Source organism: Frateuria defendens, assembly GCF_001182895.1.
In the GTDB taxonomy this organism is placed as follows: domain Bacteria; phylum Pseudomonadota; class Gammaproteobacteria; order Xanthomonadales; family Rhodanobacteraceae; genus Frateuria_B; species Frateuria_B defendens.
The window spans coordinates 38,356-56,439 of record NZ_LFQR01000049.1 but is presented as its reverse complement, the minus strand read 5'-3'; the positions used below and the strand labels follow the sequence as shown (position 1 = coordinate 56,439).

The window sequence follows — 18,084 nt, the reverse complement described above, 5'->3', positions numbered from 1 at the left end:
TTTCCAGTCGGCGGCATCCTGCCGCGCGACGCGGCCCCCGCGCAGGCAAGCTGCGCGGAGGCCGCCGGTCGTCAATCGTCAATCGAACGTGTAGCGCAATGCCAGCGACGTGGTGCGCGGAGCCTGCCAGCTCGGCGCCCCATAGCTGTTGCTGCGTGGCGGCAGATTGCCGTCGTCGGTGAGGTAGCCCTGGTCGTAATTCTGGTTGCGGTTGGTGATGCCCTGGCGGTTGGTCACGTTCTGCATTTGCAGGTCGAGGCTGAGCTTGTTGTGCTCGCCGAACGTCCAGTCGTAGCCGATCGAGGCGTTCAGCGCCCAGAAGAACGGCAGCCGCCCCGCACTGCCCTCCGTGCTCAACTTGCCGTCGCAATAGTGCGTGGCATACCCATAGGCGGGGTCGTCCGGATTCGGGTAGGTACCCAGGCAGCTCAGCGGCTCGCCGGTGTGCATGCTCAGCACCGAGCCCAGGCGCAGGCCGGTGCTGAAATAGTAGACGCCGGAGAGCGTGAGGCTGTGCCGGACGTCGTTGCTGAGATCGCCGGTGGCGCCCTGCATGACGCCGGGGAAGTCGAACTGCGAGGTCTGGCCGATGTAGCCCGCCGTGCGCCGCGTCAGGTCGAGGTAGCCGTCGGTGTTGCCGTACTCGTGCGCCCAGGTGTAGCTGATGTCCAGATAGTAGGGCTCCTCCGCACTGCGGCTGTGCGACAGATCCAGCGTCAGGCGGTAGTACTTGTGCTGGCCCTTGGGCACGCCGTAGAAGCTGGCGGGGATGGAGAGGGTTTCGGACTTGCCGTCGCCGTCGTAGTCGCGCCGCACGTTCAACGGTTCGCCCGGATTGAACTCGATACACGTGAACCGCTTCTCGCCGTCCAGATCGTAATCGGGATAGCCGTGGCTGCGCGCCCAGGCATCGATGGCGTCGCCGTAGCAGGTGTCGTCGACGATCCGCTCCAGCTTGGCGTAGCTGAGGTCGGCCTGCGCCGCCCAGGTCGGCGTCAGCTGCATCTGGACGTAGACCTGGGCCTCGTACTGATAGGGCGCCTTGATATTGGTGGTGGCGATCTGCTCCGCCGAAGGCGGCACGCCGTACTGGGTCTGGTAGACGTCGCCGATCTGGTTGAGACCGGTGGGCGCATGGGTGGTGGGGTCCATGCCCGTGTAGGTGTAGTAGCGCGTCCATTCGGTGCGCGCCTCGGCCACGCCGAAGCTGAAATTGGACGGCATCGACAGTGAATATTTGCCCAGGTTGGCGCCGATCTTGAGCGAGCTGTCGCCCCGCACGTCCCACGCCAGCCCCAGCCGCGGCGACAGCATGGGCAGGCGCAGGAAGTCGCGCCCGATGGCGTCCTTGTTGATGTAGCGGTCGTAGCGCAGGCCGCCGTAGAGCAGCACGCGGTCACTGGTCTGCCAGTAGTCCTCCAGGTACGCGGCCTTGTTGACCGAATAGAACTGGCCGCCCTCCTTGTCGTAGTACTGCGTCACGTAGCGCCCGTCGGCCGGCGCGGTGGCGCCGTTGCTCAGGGCCGCATTGGGGCGCTGGTAGTAAGTCCAGTAGCCCGCGTCGGGCGAGCCCCACTGCTGGGACAGGAAGTGCTTGTAGTGCTCGGCGCCGGCCACGATGCGGTGGTCGCCGAGCTGCCAGTTCATGTCGCCCTTGAAGCCACGCCGCCAGTAGCGGTCCGGCTGGCGGGTGGTGCTGGAGTTGATCAGGCCGATGTTGTAGGTCTGCTGCGTGACCGGGTCGACCGACTCCACGTAGGGCAGGCCTTTGGCGTTGTCCGAGGAACTGAGGTTGTAGTCGGTCTCGCCGAGATAACCCGCCATCAGGCGGAAGCCCAGGTCGTCGGTGGCCTGCCAGTGGTAGTTGCCGATCAGGAACTTCGTGTCGACCGGGCCGGACGACCAGCCGTAGTAGCGCCCCACCGAGCTTGGGTCGTAGCGGGTGTTCAGCCGGTACTGGTTGGTGAAGTTGCTGCTCCAGTCCTTGTAGCCGACCACGTTGATGGACTGATTGTTGGTCAAGTTCCAAGTCAGGTTGAGCAGGCCGTTCTTGTCGCGCTTGCTGGACTCGTTGTGGTACTGCGAGGTATTGCGCGTCGCGCTCGACGGCGGCTGGTTGCCGAGCAGGGCGAAGAAGAACAGCTTGTCCTTCACCAGCGCGCCGGACGCCCACAGGTACTGCGTGGTGCTGGCGGCGCTGCTGTTGGCCGAGATGTAGTTGTAGTAGTTGCCGGCCGAGTCCAGCGTGTTGTGCCCGCGCGGCTGCAGCAGGCGCGAGGTCGGCGGGGTGTAGTACAGCGAGTAGCCGGCCTTGAAGTCGTTGCCGCCCTGGCGCACGGTGGCGGCCATGATGCCGCCGGTGGCGTTGGTCCAGGAGGCGCCGAAGCTGTTGGTGAGCACCTGGGTCTCACCGATCGCCTCCGCCGGCAGCCGCTGCGCGCCCATCGAGGTGCGGTCGTTGGTGGTGTCGAACTCGTTGTAGAAATAACGGTTTTCGGCCGAGGTCGCGCCGCCCATCTGTACCAGGCCGGTAGTCTGGCTGTCGTAGCGCACGTTGGACTTCAGCAGGGCGATGTTCTCCATGCTGCGTCCTATGGGCAGCTGGTTGACCAGGTCCATGCTGTAGCGGCTGGCCAGCTCTGGCGTGCTCACGTCGATGGGGTTGATCACGGTGGAGGCGGCATTGGCCGAAACGCGCACCGCACCCAGTTCGCGCGCGCCCGGCGCGGCCGTGGCCACGACATCCACCGGGGTCTGCACGTTGGCGGTGACCACGGCCGTGCGCTCGACGATGGTCCTCCCCCCCTGCACGACGCTGACGGCGTATTGGCCGGGATTGAGGCCGGCCGTGCTGTAGCGCCCGTCGCGGTCGGGGCGCAGATCGCGGACGAAACCGGAATCGAGACCTGTCACCCGGATCACGACGTCCCCACCGGTCGGCGCGCGGCCGTACAGGCCGCCGGTGATCGATTGCGCCTGGACCCCGCTCGCCAAGGCCATCAGCAGGCTCGCGGCCAACATTTTCTTCAAGCCGTGCACCGAGGCACGACAGTCGCATCGCATCGTCATGTAGGTGGTCTCCCCTCTCCCGGCGTGCGGCGGCGACGCCTGTGCCGCCACCCTTCACGCTTACGAACGATGCATATATGAAAGACACATGTCAATACTCGAAGATAATCGAAAGTAGACATTTTTATGAACGAAAGCCAGGCAGGCTTGCGCGCCGAAAACCCGCCAAGGGAAGGCATCGGTGATATTGCGACGAAGGCAGCGCCGCGCGCGGCGGCGCAACGACGCGGGGCGGCCCGCATTCGGGAGATCGATGGCGCGGGTATCTATAAACCCGCAGACGCCAGGCCATGACGCCAGGCCATCCGGCAGAGCGCGCACCAGGGTGAACGGCCGGGTCCTTTTGAATTTACGGTCTTCGCCGCCGTGCCCTTCCTGCCGCCGCAGCGGCGAAGACCGCCACGATGCGCGTCAGCGCGAAGCTTGCGCCGGCTTCAGCTTGAGCAACACCGTGCCATACGTCGGCACTTCGAACACATGTTGCGCATCGATCGGCCCGAGGTCGCGGTGCTGCCATACGTCGCGGGCCGACACGGATGACCCCATGCCGAGCGCATGCAGGTCCAGCGTGGCGGTCGTCGCGTGGTCGAGTGTATTGAGCAGGCCCACGGCGACCGAGCCGTCCGCAAGCGGACGCGCCCACAGCTGGATCGCTCCCCGCTGCTGCACCCGTCGGCCAGGCACGCCACGAGCGTCCTGGCCGATGGCCAGCACTTCCGGGTCGGTCAGCACCTCGCGCGTGGCGGGGCTCATGCCAGCCAGGTCGTTGCCGGCGATCAGCGGCGCGGCGAGCAAGACCCACAGGCTCATGTGGGTGCGCTGCATGTCCGGCGACTCGAAGCCCTTGTTGCCGACTTCCAGCATGTCCGGGTCGTTCCAATGCCCGGGTCCGGCATAGCCTTCCAGGCCGGCCTCGGCCGAGGCGTTGAACATCATGCTCTGATAGCTCTGCTCGATGTCGATGGTGGTGCGCCAGAGGTTGCCACCGACCTCGCCGCCCCATTCCCACACCCGGCCCCAGCCGTAGCTGCACAGGGCGTAGACGACCGGGCGGCCGGTGGCGTCCAGCGCCTTCCGCATGGTGCGGAAGGCGCCCTTCATCATCGCCGTCTGCTCGTCCAGCGGCTTGCCGACCAGCTGCTTGCGGTAGCTGCACAGGTCGTATTTCAGGTAGTCCACGTCCCAGCTGGCGAACGTGCGCGCGTCCTCGGCCTCGTGGCCATAGCTGCCCGCGTAGCCGGAGCAGGTCTTCTCGCCAGGCGACGAATAGATCCCGAACTTCAGCCCCTTGCCGTGCACGTAGTCGGCCAGCGCCTTCATGTCGGGAAACTTGGCGTTCGGGTGGAGGCGGCCCTGCGCGTCGCGCTGGCCCTGCCAGCCGTCGTCGATGATCACGTAGCGGTAGCCGGCCGCCGCCATGCCGGTGGAAACCAGCAGGTCCGCCGTCCGGCGGATGTCCGCATCCGTCACGGCATCGCCGAAATAGTTCCAGCTGTTCCAGCCCATGGGCGGCGTGCGGACCAGGGCGGCATCGTCCACGGTGGCCGCGGCCAGCAGCGCGGGCCATGCCGCAAGGCTCGCCAGCCAAGGCAGGAAGGGATTCGTACGCCTGCTCATGTTTTGTCGTCTCCTTGAAGAAAAAGTCGGAACCGCCACGGCCACCCGCTCCGCTCCGGACAATCGCCGCCCAAAGCGCAGCATCGGCCCTCGCTCAGGGAACCGGCGCGAGTTCGAGCGTCAACACCTCGAACGGTGCGAGCGTCACGCTGGAGGGCCGCCCGGCATCCAGCGTCATGGCCGGCTTCCCGGCATCGGCCCTCCATGGGCTGCGCGCGCCGAAACGCCGTGCCGCCCCGGACGGCAGTTCCAGCTGGCGCGCCAGGTCGAGCACCGCCAGCTGCGGCCGGTCGCTGGGATTGCGCAGGGTGAGGATGGCCTTGCCCGGCGACCACGCCGCCCAGCCGTAGACGTCCAGACGGCCGGGATCGCCGCCGACCCAGTGCGTGTCGCGCAGCACCCCGGCGTTGGCGCGCGACCAGCGCGCCGCCTCGGCGAGCGTGTCCCAGTCCTGCGGCGAGAGCAGCGAGGGCGTGATGTACAGCTCCTGCAATTGCGTGCCGGTGCCGAAGTAGGAGTGCACCTCGTTGGCGAAGTCGTGGCCGGGGTCGGTATTGAGGTTGCGGTTTTCCTTGGCGTAGATGATGCCGTGGAGCATCAGCGCATTGAGCGGATACAGCGGCCCCTTCTCGACGATGTTGCGGTAGGTCTCGCGGTCGCGGTAGGTGATCCAGCGCTCGCGCTTGCTGCCCAAGCCGGCCAGCGCGTCGTCCTCGCCGTCGCGCCAGATCGAGTCGGCGTAGCGCAGCCAGAACGGCGAGGCGGTGGTGCCGGTGGTGAGGTTGACGTAGAGATCCGGCCTGGCGTTGCGCAGGTCGTCGATGAGGTGGATGGCGGCGTCGAAGTCGCTGTCGAAGCGGCTGCCGGGGAACACCTTGTCGGCGTTGCCGGTGCCGTCGAACTTGAACTGGTTGATGCCGTCCTTCTGCAGCAGTTCCAGCGTGGCGTCGCGGAAACGCTGGTAGTAGCGCGGGCCGGACAGCGCCAGGCCGCCGTCGATGACCTCGTAGCCGGCCGCCTGGCCATTCTTCACGCGCTCCTTCTTCGGCGGGCCGTAGCCGCCCCAGGGCGAGAGCCACACGCCGGGTGCCGCGCCGTATCGGGCAGCTGCCTCGCGCAACGGCACGAAGCCCTGCGGGAAATCCCTGCTGAAATGCCAGCTGCCGCTGCGATCGTCCCAGCCATCGTCGAACAGGAAGGAGTCGAGCTTCACGCCGCGCTTGACCGCCAGCTCCTCGCCGAACGCATGAATGCGGTCCAGCGCCTGCGCCTCGGTGTAGGGCGTGAAATAGCCGATGTCGTACCAGGAGTTGTAATGCAGGAAGCTGCGATACGGGTGGGCACGCTCGCGTTCCACGTAGGCAAGGAAGTCGCGGCGCAACTGGTCGCCATGGGTGACACCGACCACCGCCGAGTAGGTCACCGACTGGCCCTTGGGCAGCGGCAGCACGCGGTCGATCCACAGCCGGATGCGCCGTCCGTAGACCTCGCTGGAGGACAGCGGATGCTCGAAGCCGAGATAGTCGTGCCCGGCCACCACCGGCGAGCCTTTCACCGTACCCACGACTTCGGCGTCGGCCCCTTGCGCCTGCAACAGCTCCACCCGGTCGAGCCGCTCGTCCTGCTTGAGCGCGGTGAGGGTCACCTCCTCGCGCAGGTAGTCGGCGCCGTCGCGCTGCACCCAGCGCCAGGCGATGCGAAAGCGCCCTTCCGCATCGCCGAAGCTCGCCTGCACCGCGCTGCCGGGAAGCCGCGCCGACAGGCGCGAGGCCTTGGGGTCGGCCTTGAGCTTCACCGCCCGCGGCGCCGCCAGCACGCGCAGTTCGGCCAGGCCGAGCTTGCTGCCATCGGCCAGGACCAGCGCGAATGGCGCCTGCAGCGGCAGCTGCTGCCGGTTGACGAGATCGGTCACCTGCATATCGCCGAGATGATCGCCGGCCTGCTTCCAGCTCACCGCGATCGCATCGTTGCCGAAGCGCTGCACCGGCCCCTGGCTCTCGAAGGCCGCCGGTTTGTCGGCGGCCATCGCGGCGCCGGCGCCCAGCAGCAGGGCGACCAGGGCCGGCAGCGCGGCGCGCCGCCTTGCCGGCGGCTGGATGGACGAAGCATGGCGGCGTGGCGTCATCGGCGGGATCTCCCCTCAGGATCGTGCAGACCCGGCACGCTCCGGCTGCCGGGTCCGCGAAATGAATACGCCACGCATCCACCGTGGCGGTGAAACTTGCCGGACCGGATCGCCATCGACCCGACGCGCCCTGCGCCCCCCGCCTCGACGATTCAGCCGTCCAGACGTCTGACGACAACCTGCGAAAGCAGCGCATCGACATCCTCGCGCCGCACGTAGCCGGTCTCCTCGCCCAGCGCATTGGCGGCGCCGCAGGCCGCCCCCAGACGCAGCGCCTCCTCCAGCGGCTCGCCGTGCCGCAGCGCCACGGCCATGCCGGCCATGAAGCAGTCGCCGGACCCCACCGCGTTGCGGCTGTGCGTGGTCGCCACGGCCACGTGCCAGGCCGTCGCGCCGTCGAAGCCGACCGCGCCCTGCACGCCCAGCGTCACCACTGGCCGCGCGACGCCGCGCTCGTGCATCGCCCGCGCCACCGCCGCGGCTTCGCCGGCCGAGTCGATGCGCCGGCCGCTCCACTCGGCCGCCTCGTCGCGGTTGGCCTTGACCAGGTGCACGCCGGCGGCGATCGCCTGCCGCAACACCTCGCCGCTGGCATCCACCAGCGACGGCGGCACGACCTGGCGCGCCAGGCTTGCATAGGTATCCGTACCGAAGCCGCGCGGCAGGCTGCCGGCCAGCACCACCAGGGCGCTCTCCTCCGCGCAGCGCAGCAGGCCGTCGAGCAGCCGCTCGCGCGCCGCTACCTCCGGTTCGGGGCCGGGGTCGAGAATCTCGGTGATGCGGCCGTCCGGCTCGCGCAGCGCGATGCACTGGCGCAGCGCCTGCCCGATCTCCACGCCATGGAACAGCACGCCGCGCTCGGCGAGGCGGCGCCCGATCAGGTTGCGATGGAGCGGGTCGGTCAAGCCCACCAGCTGCACGCGCTCGCCCAGCGCCGCCACCGTCTGCGCCACGTGCAGCCCCTTGCCTCCCGGGTACGCGCTGGCCGCGCGGGCGCGCTGCACGTGGCCAGGCGCCAGCGCGTCCAGCGACACCAGCCGGTCGATCGCGGTGTTGAAGCCGGCCACCGTGATCATGGCGCGGCCGCCAGCAGATGCCGCACGTCCGCCTCGCCGGGCTGGCACGCCGTGCCACCCAGGCCGCGGGTGGAAAGGCTGCCGCAGGCGCTGCCCCAGCGCAGGCACTCGCGCAGCGGCAGCGCGCGCCGCCATGCATGCAGGAAACCGGCATCGAAGGAATCGCCGGCGCCAGTGCTGTCCACCGCAACCACCGGGAAGGCCGGCACGGCGAGCGTGCGGCCTTCCTCGTCGAGCGCGATGCAGCCCTCGCCGCCGCACTTGACCACCGTGCGGGTGCGGCCGTTGGCGAAGGCGTGCAGCGCCCGCGCCGGCGTGTCCTCGCCGCTGATCGCGCAGGCTTCCAGGGCATTCGGCAGGAACACGTCCACTTGTTCGAGCAGTGCCGCGAAGCCCTCGTCGCGCCAGCACTGGGCAGGGTCGAAGCCGGGATCGAGCGAGGTGGTGAGCCCGGCTCGCCGGGCGCGCGCGAACAGCTCGCGCAGCCCCGGTCGCAGCGCGGCCTGCAGGTAGTAGGAGGAAACATGCAGATGGCCGGCGCGGGCGAGCAGGTCGTCGCCGACATCCTCCGCACGCAATGCCGCGACCGCGCCGGGATAGGTCACCAGGGCGCGATCGTGCGCGGCCGAGAGCGCCACCGTGACGCCAGTGCGCAGCGCCTCCTCCTGGCGCACCGCGACCACGTCGATCCCGGCCTCGCGCAGGGCCGCGACGCAGGCGTCGCCCCAGGCATCGCGGCCGGCCCGGCCGGCAAAGGCCACCGGCTCACCCAGCCGCGCCAGGCCCATCGCACAGATCATCGAGGAACTGCCTGGCCCCTGGCGGAAGCCTTCGGCCAGCATCTCGCGGCCGAAGGCGGGCAGCGTCGCGCAACCGGAGAACACCAGGTCGACGTTGATCTCGCCCGCCACCAGCACCGGTTTCACGCGCCGTGCTCCGCGCCGTGCAGGGCGAAGTCCTCCACCACCCGTGTGAGCACGCCCTGCGAGGGCGTGTCCGGCTGCTGTCCCAGCGCCAGGCAGCGGAAGAAGGCGAGCAGCTGGCCGACCACCACGTGCACCATCTGCTGCTGCACCGCTTCGAGCTGGTACAGGCCCGGCAGCTCCACCGCCAGGCCGTCGCCGCCGAGCAGCTCGACCGGCACCGATTCGCCCACCACCACGCGCGGCCCGCCCAGGCGCTTGCGCGTGAGTTCGCGCAGCAGGTCGCTCTCGTAGCCGCGCACGCGCGACTCGCCGGACAGGAAGGCCACCACCGCGCACTGTGCGTCCAGCCAGGACATCGGGCCGTGGCGCAGGCCGAGGTAGGTTTCGGCCAGCACGCGCACCGCGCCGCCCGTCATCTCCATCATCTTGAGCCCGGACTCGCGGGCAACGCCCAGCGTCGCGCCGCTGCCCAGGTAGGCCGCCGCCGTCACCTCGCGCCGCGCCACCGCCGCCAGCGCGTCGCCGTAGCGCTCGAACAGCAGTTCGACGATGGCCGCCGCCTGGTCGGCCAGCTGCGCGTGCGCCGCGGCGCCGGCCGCATAGCGCAGGCCGCTGCCGGCCAGCAGCAGGTTGCTGAAGCTGCTGGTCATCACCAGGCTGCGGTCGTTGGTGCTCTCGTGCAGGCACAGCACGTGCAGGCGCGGCTCGTCCGTATAGCGTGTGGCCAGCTTGCCGCGTGCATTGCAGGTGATGGCGAGGTGCGCATAACCAGGCTCCGCAGCCAGCACCTGATCGACCGCGCCGGTGCTCTCCGGGCTGTCGCCGGAACGGGCGATCGACACCAGCAGTCCCCGCCCCGCCGGCAATACGCCGCACAGCGACGTCAGCAACTGGCCGGCGGGCACCGCCAGGCATGGTATGCCCAATGACGCCTGCAAGGCCGGCGCCAGGCTCTCACCCGCATAGGCCGAACTGCCCGAGCCGGTGAACACGATGTGCGCAGGCGCCTCCTCCACCAAGGCCCGCAGCATGGCCTGGGCCGGAGCCGTGGCCAGCGTCGCGGCGGTGCGCCGCCAAGTGGCCGGTTGCTGAAGGATCTCCCGCAGGGTGTCGGCATAGCCCAGGCGCCGCTGCTCGGCTGGCGCCGCAGCAGTGAGCCGCATGAGTTCGGAAGTGGAAACTGCTGGTTTGACAGGCATGGGCATATGATGAAATATGACTGAAAGTGAAATCTAACGAAACTTACAACCAAAGGTATTCGAAATGAATCACACCTTGCAAGCCGCCACCGCCGCCAGCCGGCTGGCCTCGCTGCCACTGTCGCACGGCAAGCGCACACGCCTGTGGCGCCTGCTCTACGGCAGCGGCCCGCGCAACGGCAGCCTGCTGGTGCTGCCACTGGACCAGGGCCTGGAGCACGGCCCCACCGATTTCTTTCCCCATCCGCCGGCGCTCGACCCGGGCTACCAGTTCGCCCTGGCCGAGGCCGGCGGCTTTTCCGCCATCGCGCTGGGCATCGGCCTGGCCGAGAAATACATGACCGAGTATTGCGGGCGCGTACCGCTGATCCTCAAGCTCAACGGCAAGACCAACATCCCAAGCGACGCCGAAGCCACTTCGCCGCTGTTCGCTTCGGTGGAGGACGCCGTGCGCCTGGGCGCGGACGCGGTGGGCTATACCCTCTACGTGGGTTCGCCGCGCCAGCACGATGAGCTGCGCCAGTTCGAGCAGGTGCGCCGCGACTGCGAGCGCTACGGCATGCCGCTGGTGATGTGGTCCTACCCGCGCGGCGCGGCGATCGACGCCAAGGGCGGCAAGAACAGCCTCTACGCGCAGGACTACGCTGCCCGCGTGGCGCTGGAGCTGGGCGCAGACATCGTCAAGCTGCACGAGCCGGTGGCCGAGCGCGCCGCCAGCCCCGCGCCCTACGATGCGCTGGACGAGGACGCCGCGGCACGCTCGGCCCGCGTGGTGCGCTCGGCCGGCCGCACCATGGTGCTGTTCTCCGGCGGCGAGAAGAACGACGACGACGAGGCGGTGCTGCGCAAGGTGGAGTTCTACATGCAGTCCGGCGCCAGCGGCGTGATGTTCGGCCGCAACATGTGGCTGCGCCCGTTCGACCAGGCGGTGGCGCTCACCCGCCAGGTGCATGCCATCATGGCCCGCCATCCCCGCTGAGGCCCGAGCATGGCCAGAATCCCCCGTGACGACGCCATCCACGGCCTAGCGTCGCAAGCCGGCGCGACGCCACCGCGCCGGCCCGCGCACTGCTTCTGCTGCGCGCCGCCGGGGGCGGTGGCCGCGGCACGGGATAGCGGCAAGGGCAAGAACCTCCTGCAGACCATGCCCGATGCGCAGCGCCTCGCCCTGCCGCTGGCCGAGTTCGCGCCGCGCAGCATGCTCGATGTGAAGGCCACACGCGTCGCGTACCCGGCCTTCCCGGTGATCGACGTACACACGCACCTGAGCTGGATGAGCGAGACGCGTGGCGGCGTCTCGGTGGGCGAGGCGATGACCTACTTCGCCGACCCCGCCGAGCTGCTGCCGCTGATGGACCGCAAGGGCATCCGCACCCTGGTCAACCTCACCGGCGGCGTCGGCCGCGGGCTGGAGGAAACCATCGCACGCTTCGACCGCGCCGCGCCCGGCCGCTTCCTCACCATGACCGAGCCCTCCTTCGGCCTGTTCGGCGAGGCGGACTATCCGCAGCGCCAGGCCGACGCCATCGCCCACGCCAGGCGCGCGGGCGCCTGCGGCCTCAAGCTGCTGAAGACGCTGGGCCTGTACCTGCGCGAGGGCATCGACGAGGGCGCGCTGGTGGGCATCGACGACCGCCGCTTCGACCCGATGTGGGAGGCCTGCGCGGCGCATGGCCTGCCGGTGTTCATCCACAGCGCCGACCCGCTGGCCTTCTTCCAGCCCACCGATCGCCACAACGAACGCTACGAAGAACTGGCCAGGCACCCGGACTGGTCCTTCTACGGCGAAGGCTTCCCCAGCCACGCCGAACTCATCGCCGCACGCGACCGCGTGATCGCGCGCCACCCGCGCACCACCTTCGTACTGATGCACGTGGGCAACCAGGCCGAGACGCTGGACGCCGTGTCCGCCTGCCTCGACCGCCACCCCAACGTGCATGCGGACATCAGCGCGCGCATCGGCGAGCTGGGACGCCAGCCGCGTCAGGCGCGGCGCTTCTTCGAGCGCCATCAGGACCGCCTATTGTTCGGCACCGACGCGGTACCCCCGCCCTACGGCGAGGAGGTGCCCCAGCAACTGCTCGGCGACGCCCTCTACGAGATCTACTATCGCTTTCTGGAAACGGAGGACGAATACTTCGACTATGCGCCCGCGGCCACGCCGCCGCAGGGACGCTGGTCGATCTACGGCCTCGGCCTGCCGCACGCGATCCTGCGCAAGATCTACCACGACAACGCCGCCCGCCTGCTTGGAATGGACCCATGACACAACGCCGCAAGGCCGCCGCCCTCCACGCCCCGAAGCCCGCCGCCCGCAAGGCGGCCCCGCCCAAGCTGCTGGTGGAGGAACGCCGGCGCCTGATCGTGGAGCAGATCGAGCAGCAGGGGCGGGTCACGGTGGAGCAACTGGTCGAGCGCTTCGGCATCTCGGCCGTGACCATCCGCGCCGACCTCGAGGCGCTGGCGCGCGGCGGCGCCATCGCGCGCTCGCACGGCGGCGCGCTGCCCGCCGCACCGCCCTCCTCGCAGATGGACACGCCGCTCACCATCAAGGAAACGCGGAGGCTGGCCGAGAAGCGCCGCATCGGCCAGGCCGCGGCCAAGCTGATCAAGGACGGCGAGACGATCATCCTCGACTCCGGCTCCACCACGGTGGAGATCGCGCGGCAGATCCGCCAGCGGAAGTGGGAGTCGCTCACCGTCATCACCAACGCGCTCAACATCGCGCTCGAACTGAGCGGCCTGCCCACGGTGCGCGTGATGATGCTGGGCGGGCTGCTGCGCCAGACCTCCTACTCGCTGGCCGGCCCGGACGCGGAGCAGGCGCTGGCCAAGCTCTCCGCCGATCGCCTATTCCTGGGCGTGGACGGCCTCGACCCGGAAGTGGGCGTGACCACGCCCGACCCGCAGGAGGCCACCCTCAACGCGCTGATGATCCGCGTCTCGCGCGAGACGGTGGCGGTGCTGGACGCCAGCAAGTTCGGCCAGCGCAGCCTGTCAGTGATTGCGCCAGTCGCCAGCCTGGGCATGGTCATCAGCGATACGGCCGCCCCGGAGGCCCTCGTCGCCGCGCTGCAAAAGCAGGGCGTGCGCACACTGCTGGTCTGAGCCCTCCGCTCGCGCAGAAGCGAACCCACCCACCGCTACCGCAACGACCCTCTCCATTCGCCGATTGGGTCGCAGCAGCATCATGCGCTGCATGTAAACTCGTCGCTGGCCTGTTACGGACGCCTGTCCGCGCACGTTTGCCCGTCGTGCCCGCAGGACGTGGCCTGCGAAGGCACCTTCCCACACGCAAGTGCCGAGGCAGTTCGTCAGCAGGCTCGCCGATTCGACACAGGGGAACAGTCAGGGATGATCGTTGGGATCGATCTAGGTACCACGCACTCGCTCATCGGCGCCTACGCCGGCCAGGGCGCGCAACTCTTTCCGAACGCCCTGGGCGACTGCCTCACGCCCTCGGTGGTGAGCGTCGACGAGGAAGGCCTGGTGCTGGTGGGCCAGGCCGCGCGCGACCGGCTGATCAGCCACCCCGCCAGCACCGTCGCCGCCTTCAAGCGCTGGATGGGCACGCCCCGCGAGACCGTGCTGGCCGGCCGCAGCTTCCGCCCCGAGGAACTCTCGGCGATGGTGCTGCGCTCGCTGCTGGCGGACGCCGAGGCAGCACTGGGCGAGAAGGTGAGCGAGGCGGTGATCAGCGTGCCGGCCTACTTCTCCGACGCCCAGCGCAAGGCCACCCGCGCCGCCGGCGAACTGGCCGGCATCCGCGTGGAGCGGCTGATCAACGAGCCCACCGCCGCGGCCCTGGCCTACGGGTTGCGCGAGCGGCCGGACGGCGCGCGCTTCCTGGTCTTCGACCTCGGCGGCGGCACCTTCGACGTGTCGGTGCTGGAGATGTTCGACGGCGTGATCGAGGTGCACGCCAGCGCCGGCGACAACTTCCTGGGCGGCGAGGATTTCCTCGACGCGCTGGAGACCGCCTGCCTCGCCGACCTGCGGCTCGACGCGCAGGCGCTGGACGCCCAGCAGCGCGGCCAGCTGCGCCGCCGGCTGGAGGCGGCCAAGCGCGGGCTCACCGCCAACGCCGTCGCCAGCATCGAATACGCGCTCGGCGCGCAGGCGCTCGCCTGGCAGATCGACGAGGAACGCTTCGCCAAGCTCACCGAGCCGCTGGTGCAGCGCATGCGCGCGCCGCTGGAACGCGCCATGCGCGACGCCCGCCTGCAGCCCGAGCAGCTCGACGAGATCGTGCTGGTGGGCGGCGCCAGCCGCATGCCGCAGGTGGCCCGGCTGATCGCGCGCATGTTCGGCCGCCTGCCGCTGCGCCACGTCAACCCCGACCAGGCCATCGCGCAGGGCGCCTGCGTGGCGGCCGGCATGAAGTCGCGCGACCAGCGCCTGGACGAAGTGATCCTGACTGACGTGTGCCCCTACACGCTGGGCACCGAGGTGGCGCGGCGCGACGACCAGGGCCGGCCGCAGCGCGGCTTCTTCGCGCCGATCATCCATCGCAACAGCGTGGTGCCGGTGAGCCGCGAGGAAACCTTCTGGCCGATCAGCGAGGGCCAGTCGGTGCTGATGCTGGACGTGTTCCAGGGCGAGAGCCCGCTGGTGGCGAACAACATCAAGCTGGGCCAGCTGGAGCTTACGCTCGACCCCAAGCGCAGCATCGCCGAGAACGCGGTCGCCGTGCGCTTCACCTACGACGTCAACGGCGTGCTGCAGGTGGAGGCCGCCGTGCAGGCCACCGGCCGCCGCTACGAACTGGTGCTGGAGCAGAACCCCGGCCTGCTCGCCCCGGAGGAGATCCGCACCCGCCTGGCCGCGCTGGCGGAGCTGAAGATCCACCCGCGCGAGAAACAGGAGAACCTCGCCCTGCTCGCCCGCGCCGAGCGGCTCTACGAGGAGCACATCCAGGCCCGCGACCAGTTGCAGAACTGGATCGCGCGCTTCCGCTCGGCGCTGGAGACGCAGGACGACATACTGATCCGCGAGCACCGCCGCGAATTCGGCCAGGCGCTGGACCTGCTGGAAGGCACCTGATGTCTCCGTTCGAGTGGCTGGGCCTGCCCGAGGACGCCGACGAGCGCGCGGTCAAGCGCGCCTATGCGATGCGCCTGCGCACGACCCGCCCCGAGGACGATCCGCAGGGCTTCCAGCACCTGCATGCGGCGTACCAGTCGGCACTGGCGGTGTGCCGGGCGTCGGCAGCCGTTCCGGCGCAGGCGGTGGCGCAGGCTTCGCATGCACGGGACGTTCCCGTTGCCGGTGCGTTCGATTCGGTGCGCCACGCGCCGCAAGCCGTGCCGTCTCCGACGCCCATCGCGTCGCCGGCACCCGCGCCGCGGCCTGCGCCATCGCCGGTGCAGGCCGCCACAGCGCGGCCCCGCGAGGAACCCCAGCCCAGGTTCGAGCTGGAAGCGTTCTGCACTCAAGCGATCCACCTGGCCGCCCAAGGCGACGGCGAGGCGCTGCTGGTCTGGCTGAAATCGCAGCCCGCGCTGTGGTCGTTCCGCCTCAAGACCACGGCCGGGCACGAACTGGTGCGCCGCCTGTACCGCGACGTCCCGCCGATGCCGGCCGCGTGCCTGCACGTGCTGCTGCGCTTCTTCGACCTCGACCACGTGCACGCCGGCCACGACCCGCTGGCCCTGCAGCGGCTGGAGCGGCGCATGCGCCTGGCGTGGGAGCTGCAGCCGGCGCACCGCGACGCGCTGGATCGCCGGCTGCAACTCGGCTGGGAGCCCCCCGCGCGAGCCCTGGGGCCGGACTGGCGATCGCTGCTGCGCTCCTCGCTCTCCTCCGGCGCGAAACCCGTGCGGACGAAGCGCTGCCTGCAACGCCTGCAGCGCCCGTTCCATGGGTGGCAAGGCATCGCGGCCGGGCTGTTTCCGCGGCGGATCGGCGAAATGGAGGCCTTTATCGGCCAGCTCGCCGGTGCGCATCCCGAAGACCTGCCGCCGTCGATCCCGCGCGAGCAACTGCGCTTCTGGACCGAAGCCGCCGACACCCGGCATTTCGGCGCCGCCCGCCTGCTGGCCGGGATCGGCAAGCTGCTGCTCGTCACGGCCCTGGCCCTGCCGCTCGGCGCGCTCCTCACGCTCGGCCTGCTCGACAGCGGCAGCGCGACGGCATCGCCCTACCTGCCGCTGCTGCTCGGCCTGGCGCCCGCGACCGCCGGCCTGCTGTGGCTGGCCCTGCACTACTTCCGCATCATGGACAACTGGCACTCGCGCGCCGAGCCGCTGCCGGCGCGCTGGCCGCGCTTGCGGCTGGCCCTGGTGCCGGGGCTGTGCGCGATCGGCGCGGCGGGTGCGCTGGCCCTGCCGCCGCCGTACCTGTGGCTGCGCCTGCCGGTGCTGTTCGCCGCGCTCTGGCTGGGCTTGCGCCGCTACTGGCGGCGGCACGACGAAACGGGCCTCTACCTCAACCCCACGCTGATGCGCATCGGGCTGCTGGTGCTGCTGTTCACCACCGGCTCGCCGGCGCTGGTGATGGGCGGGGCGGCGATGCTGGCCTGGGCCGACGACCTGCGCCGGCATCGCGGGCGGCTTCGCCTGGACGCGGCATCGCAAGAGTCGTCCAGGCCCGGCCGATGAGCCATGCTTCCCGCCGGCTGGCAGCGGGAACGCCGACAACCGCAGCCCCGTACGCGCCGCCGCACGAATCTCTACACCTGAGAAAGAGGCGGCCATGCCGCCGCACGCCCGGCCCCGTCGCAACGGCAAGGCTCGACCGCGGGGCGCAAGACGGGCATGTTTAGGCAAGTCCATCCGCGGCCTCCTCTCCGAAAGGCGCCGGGTGGACGACCTGCCCAGACATCGCGATCAGACGCCCTCCAGTACGCCGACCAGAACCCATGGAACACGCGAAGAGATCCGCCCCTTCCCCTCACCCAACCGGGCTCCCCGGAGCCCGGCACGCGCAGGCCACCGCGCGCGGAACGAACGGCCCGGCGGGCACCTCGGCATGAGCGCCTTCGCCGATGTCGCCGCCGCCGTCGGGCACACGCCGCTGATCCGCCTGCGCCAGGCCTCGCAGCAGACCGGCTGCGAGATCCTGGGCAAGGCCGAATTCGCCAACCCGGGCGGCTCGATCAAGGACCGCACGGCGCTGGGCCTGCTGCTGGACGCCGAGCGCCGCGGCCTGCTGCGGCCGGGCGGCACCATCGTCGAGGGCACCGCCGGCAACACCGGCATCGGCCTGGCGCTGATCGGCGCCAGCCGCGGCTACCGCGCCCTCATCACCATGCCGGACACGCAGAGCCGCGAGAAGATCGACGCGCTGCGCATCACCGGCGCCGAGGTGCGCCTGGTGCCGGCCGCGCCCTACGCCGACCCGAACCACTACGCGCACGTGGCGCGGAGGCTGGCGGAGGCGATGAACCTTCAGGAGCCCGGCAGCGCCTGGTTCGCCGACCAGTTCGACAACACCGCCAACCGCGACTTCCACGCCGCCACCACCGGCGTGGAGATCTGGGAGCAGACCGGCGGGCGGATCGACGGCTTCGTCTGCGCCACCGGCACCGGCGGCACGCTGGCCGGCGTGGGTCGGGCGCTGAAAGCCCGCAACCCGGCGGTGACCATCGCCCTGGCCGACCCCGCGGGCTCGGCGCTCGCCAGTTACGTCAACGAGGGCGAGCTGAAATCCGCCGGCAATTCGATCAGCGAAGGCATCGGCTCCAGCCGCGTCACCGCCAACTTCCGCGACGCGCCGATCGACCTGGCCTGGTCGATCGGCGACGAGGAATCGGTGCCGTGGGTGCATGCCTTGATGGCCGGCGAAGGCCTGAACGTCGGCGGCTCCAGCGGCGTCAACGTGGCCGGCGCGGTGCGCCTGGCCCGCGCGCTGGGACCGGGCCATACCATCGTCACCGTGCTCGCCGACGCCGGCAGTCGCTACCGGGCCAAGCTGTTCAACCCGGCCTTCCTGCACGCCAAGGGCATTCCGGTGCCGGCATGGCTGCAACGGGCGTTCCCGGAAGCCGACACCTAACCGGCACCAGCGGAACGCACCCGCGATGACGCGCCGCACCGTGCGATCTCATGTAGGAGCGCGCCTTGCGCGCGACA

At 70.1% G+C, this 18,084-nt stretch carries 13 protein-coding genes; 7 read left to right on the top strand and 6 right to left on the bottom strand.

Annotated features, from left to right (window positions below; genetic code table 11):
* Positions 1 to 78: 78 nt before the first annotated feature.
* On the bottom strand, positions 79 to 3,021 hold the full coding sequence (locus ACH65_RS08480) for a TonB-dependent receptor (RefSeq protein WP_049622152.1): 2,943 nt from the start codon (positions 3,019 to 3,021) through the stop codon (positions 79 to 81).
* Between the two features lie 174 nt (positions 3,022 to 3,195).
* Between ACH65_RS08480 and ACH65_RS20280 the strand changes: the two genes are divergently transcribed.
* Complete coding sequence (locus ACH65_RS20280; protein ID WP_161805605.1) at positions 3,196 to 3,363, top strand: hypothetical protein; 168 nt, start codon at positions 3,196 to 3,198, stop codon at positions 3,361 to 3,363.
* 117 nt (positions 3,364 to 3,480) lie between these two features.
* Here the strand turns inward: ACH65_RS20280 and ACH65_RS08475 are convergent, their stop codons facing one another.
* The 5 genes from ACH65_RS08475 to ACH65_RS08455 all read right to left on the bottom strand — a co-directional run bounded on the left by ACH65_RS08475 (position 3,481) and on the right by ACH65_RS08455 (position 9,976).
* Positions 3,481 to 4,686 (bottom strand): glycoside hydrolase family 27 protein, encoded by a 1,206-nt coding sequence (locus ACH65_RS08475; RefSeq protein ID WP_053096220.1) that lies wholly within the window; start codon positions 4,684 to 4,686, stop codon positions 3,481 to 3,483.
* 94 nt (positions 4,687 to 4,780) lie between these two features.
* Positions 4,781 to 6,811 carry an enterotoxin gene (locus ACH65_RS08470; RefSeq protein ID WP_049622151.1) on the bottom strand — a complete coding sequence of 677 codons (2,031 nt, stop codon included), beginning with the start codon at positions 6,809 to 6,811 and terminating at the stop codon, positions 4,781 to 4,783.
* 152 nt (positions 6,812 to 6,963) lie between these two features.
* Entirely contained in the window at positions 6,964 to 7,887 is a 924-nt protein-coding gene (locus ACH65_RS08465) for a 1-phosphofructokinase family hexose kinase (RefSeq protein WP_049622150.1), read from the bottom strand.
* Positions 7,884 to 8,813, bottom strand: a complete 930-nt coding sequence (locus tag ACH65_RS08460) for a carbohydrate kinase family protein (protein ID WP_049622149.1) — start codon at positions 8,811 to 8,813, stop codon at positions 7,884 to 7,886. Before ACH65_RS08460 ends, ACH65_RS08465 begins: the two co-directional genes overlap by 4 nt.
* Positions 8,810 to 9,976 (bottom strand): SIS domain-containing protein, encoded by a 1,167-nt coding sequence (locus ACH65_RS08455; protein WP_064504836.1) that lies wholly within the window; start codon positions 9,974 to 9,976, stop codon positions 8,810 to 8,812. The genes ACH65_RS08460 and ACH65_RS08455 overlap by 4 nt, the downstream gene beginning before the upstream one ends.
* A gap of 100 nt (positions 9,977 to 10,076) precedes the next feature.
* On the opposite strand from ACH65_RS08455, the gene ACH65_RS08450 reads away from it, so the two are divergent.
* From ACH65_RS08450 to ACH65_RS08425, 6 genes are all read left to right on the top strand, one after another.
* The gene (locus ACH65_RS08450) at positions 10,077 to 10,991 is read left to right on the top strand and encodes a class I fructose-bisphosphate aldolase (RefSeq protein WP_049622147.1); all 915 of its coding nucleotides are present in this window, start codon (positions 10,077 to 10,079) and stop codon (positions 10,989 to 10,991) included.
* A gap of 9 nt (positions 10,992 to 11,000) precedes the next feature.
* Entirely contained in the window at positions 11,001 to 12,278 is a 1,278-nt protein-coding gene (locus tag ACH65_RS08445; RefSeq protein ID WP_082190213.1) for an amidohydrolase family protein, read from the top strand.
* Positions 12,275 to 13,120 carry a transcriptional repressor AgaR gene (gene agaR / locus ACH65_RS08440; RefSeq protein ID WP_049622146.1) on the top strand — a complete coding sequence of 282 codons (846 nt, stop codon included), beginning with the start codon at positions 12,275 to 12,277 and terminating at the stop codon, positions 13,118 to 13,120. The genes ACH65_RS08445 and agaR overlap by 4 nt, the downstream gene beginning before the upstream one ends.
* Positions 13,121 to 13,366: 246 nt before the next feature.
* On the top strand, positions 13,367 to 15,055 hold the full coding sequence (locus ACH65_RS08435) for a molecular chaperone HscC (RefSeq protein WP_049622145.1): 1,689 nt from the start codon (positions 13,367 to 13,369) through the stop codon (positions 15,053 to 15,055).
* Entirely contained in the window at positions 15,055 to 16,611 is a 1,557-nt protein-coding gene (locus ACH65_RS08430) for a hypothetical protein (RefSeq protein ID WP_049622144.1), read from the top strand. The genes ACH65_RS08435 and ACH65_RS08430 overlap by 1 nt, the downstream gene beginning before the upstream one ends.
* Before the next feature lie 370 nt (positions 16,612 to 16,981).
* Positions 16,982 to 18,007, top strand: coding sequence for a cysteine synthase A (locus tag ACH65_RS08425; protein ID WP_049622143.1), 1,026 nt, complete (start codon positions 16,982 to 16,984; stop codon positions 18,005 to 18,007).
* The last annotated feature ends 77 nt before the right edge of the window (positions 18,008 to 18,084 follow it).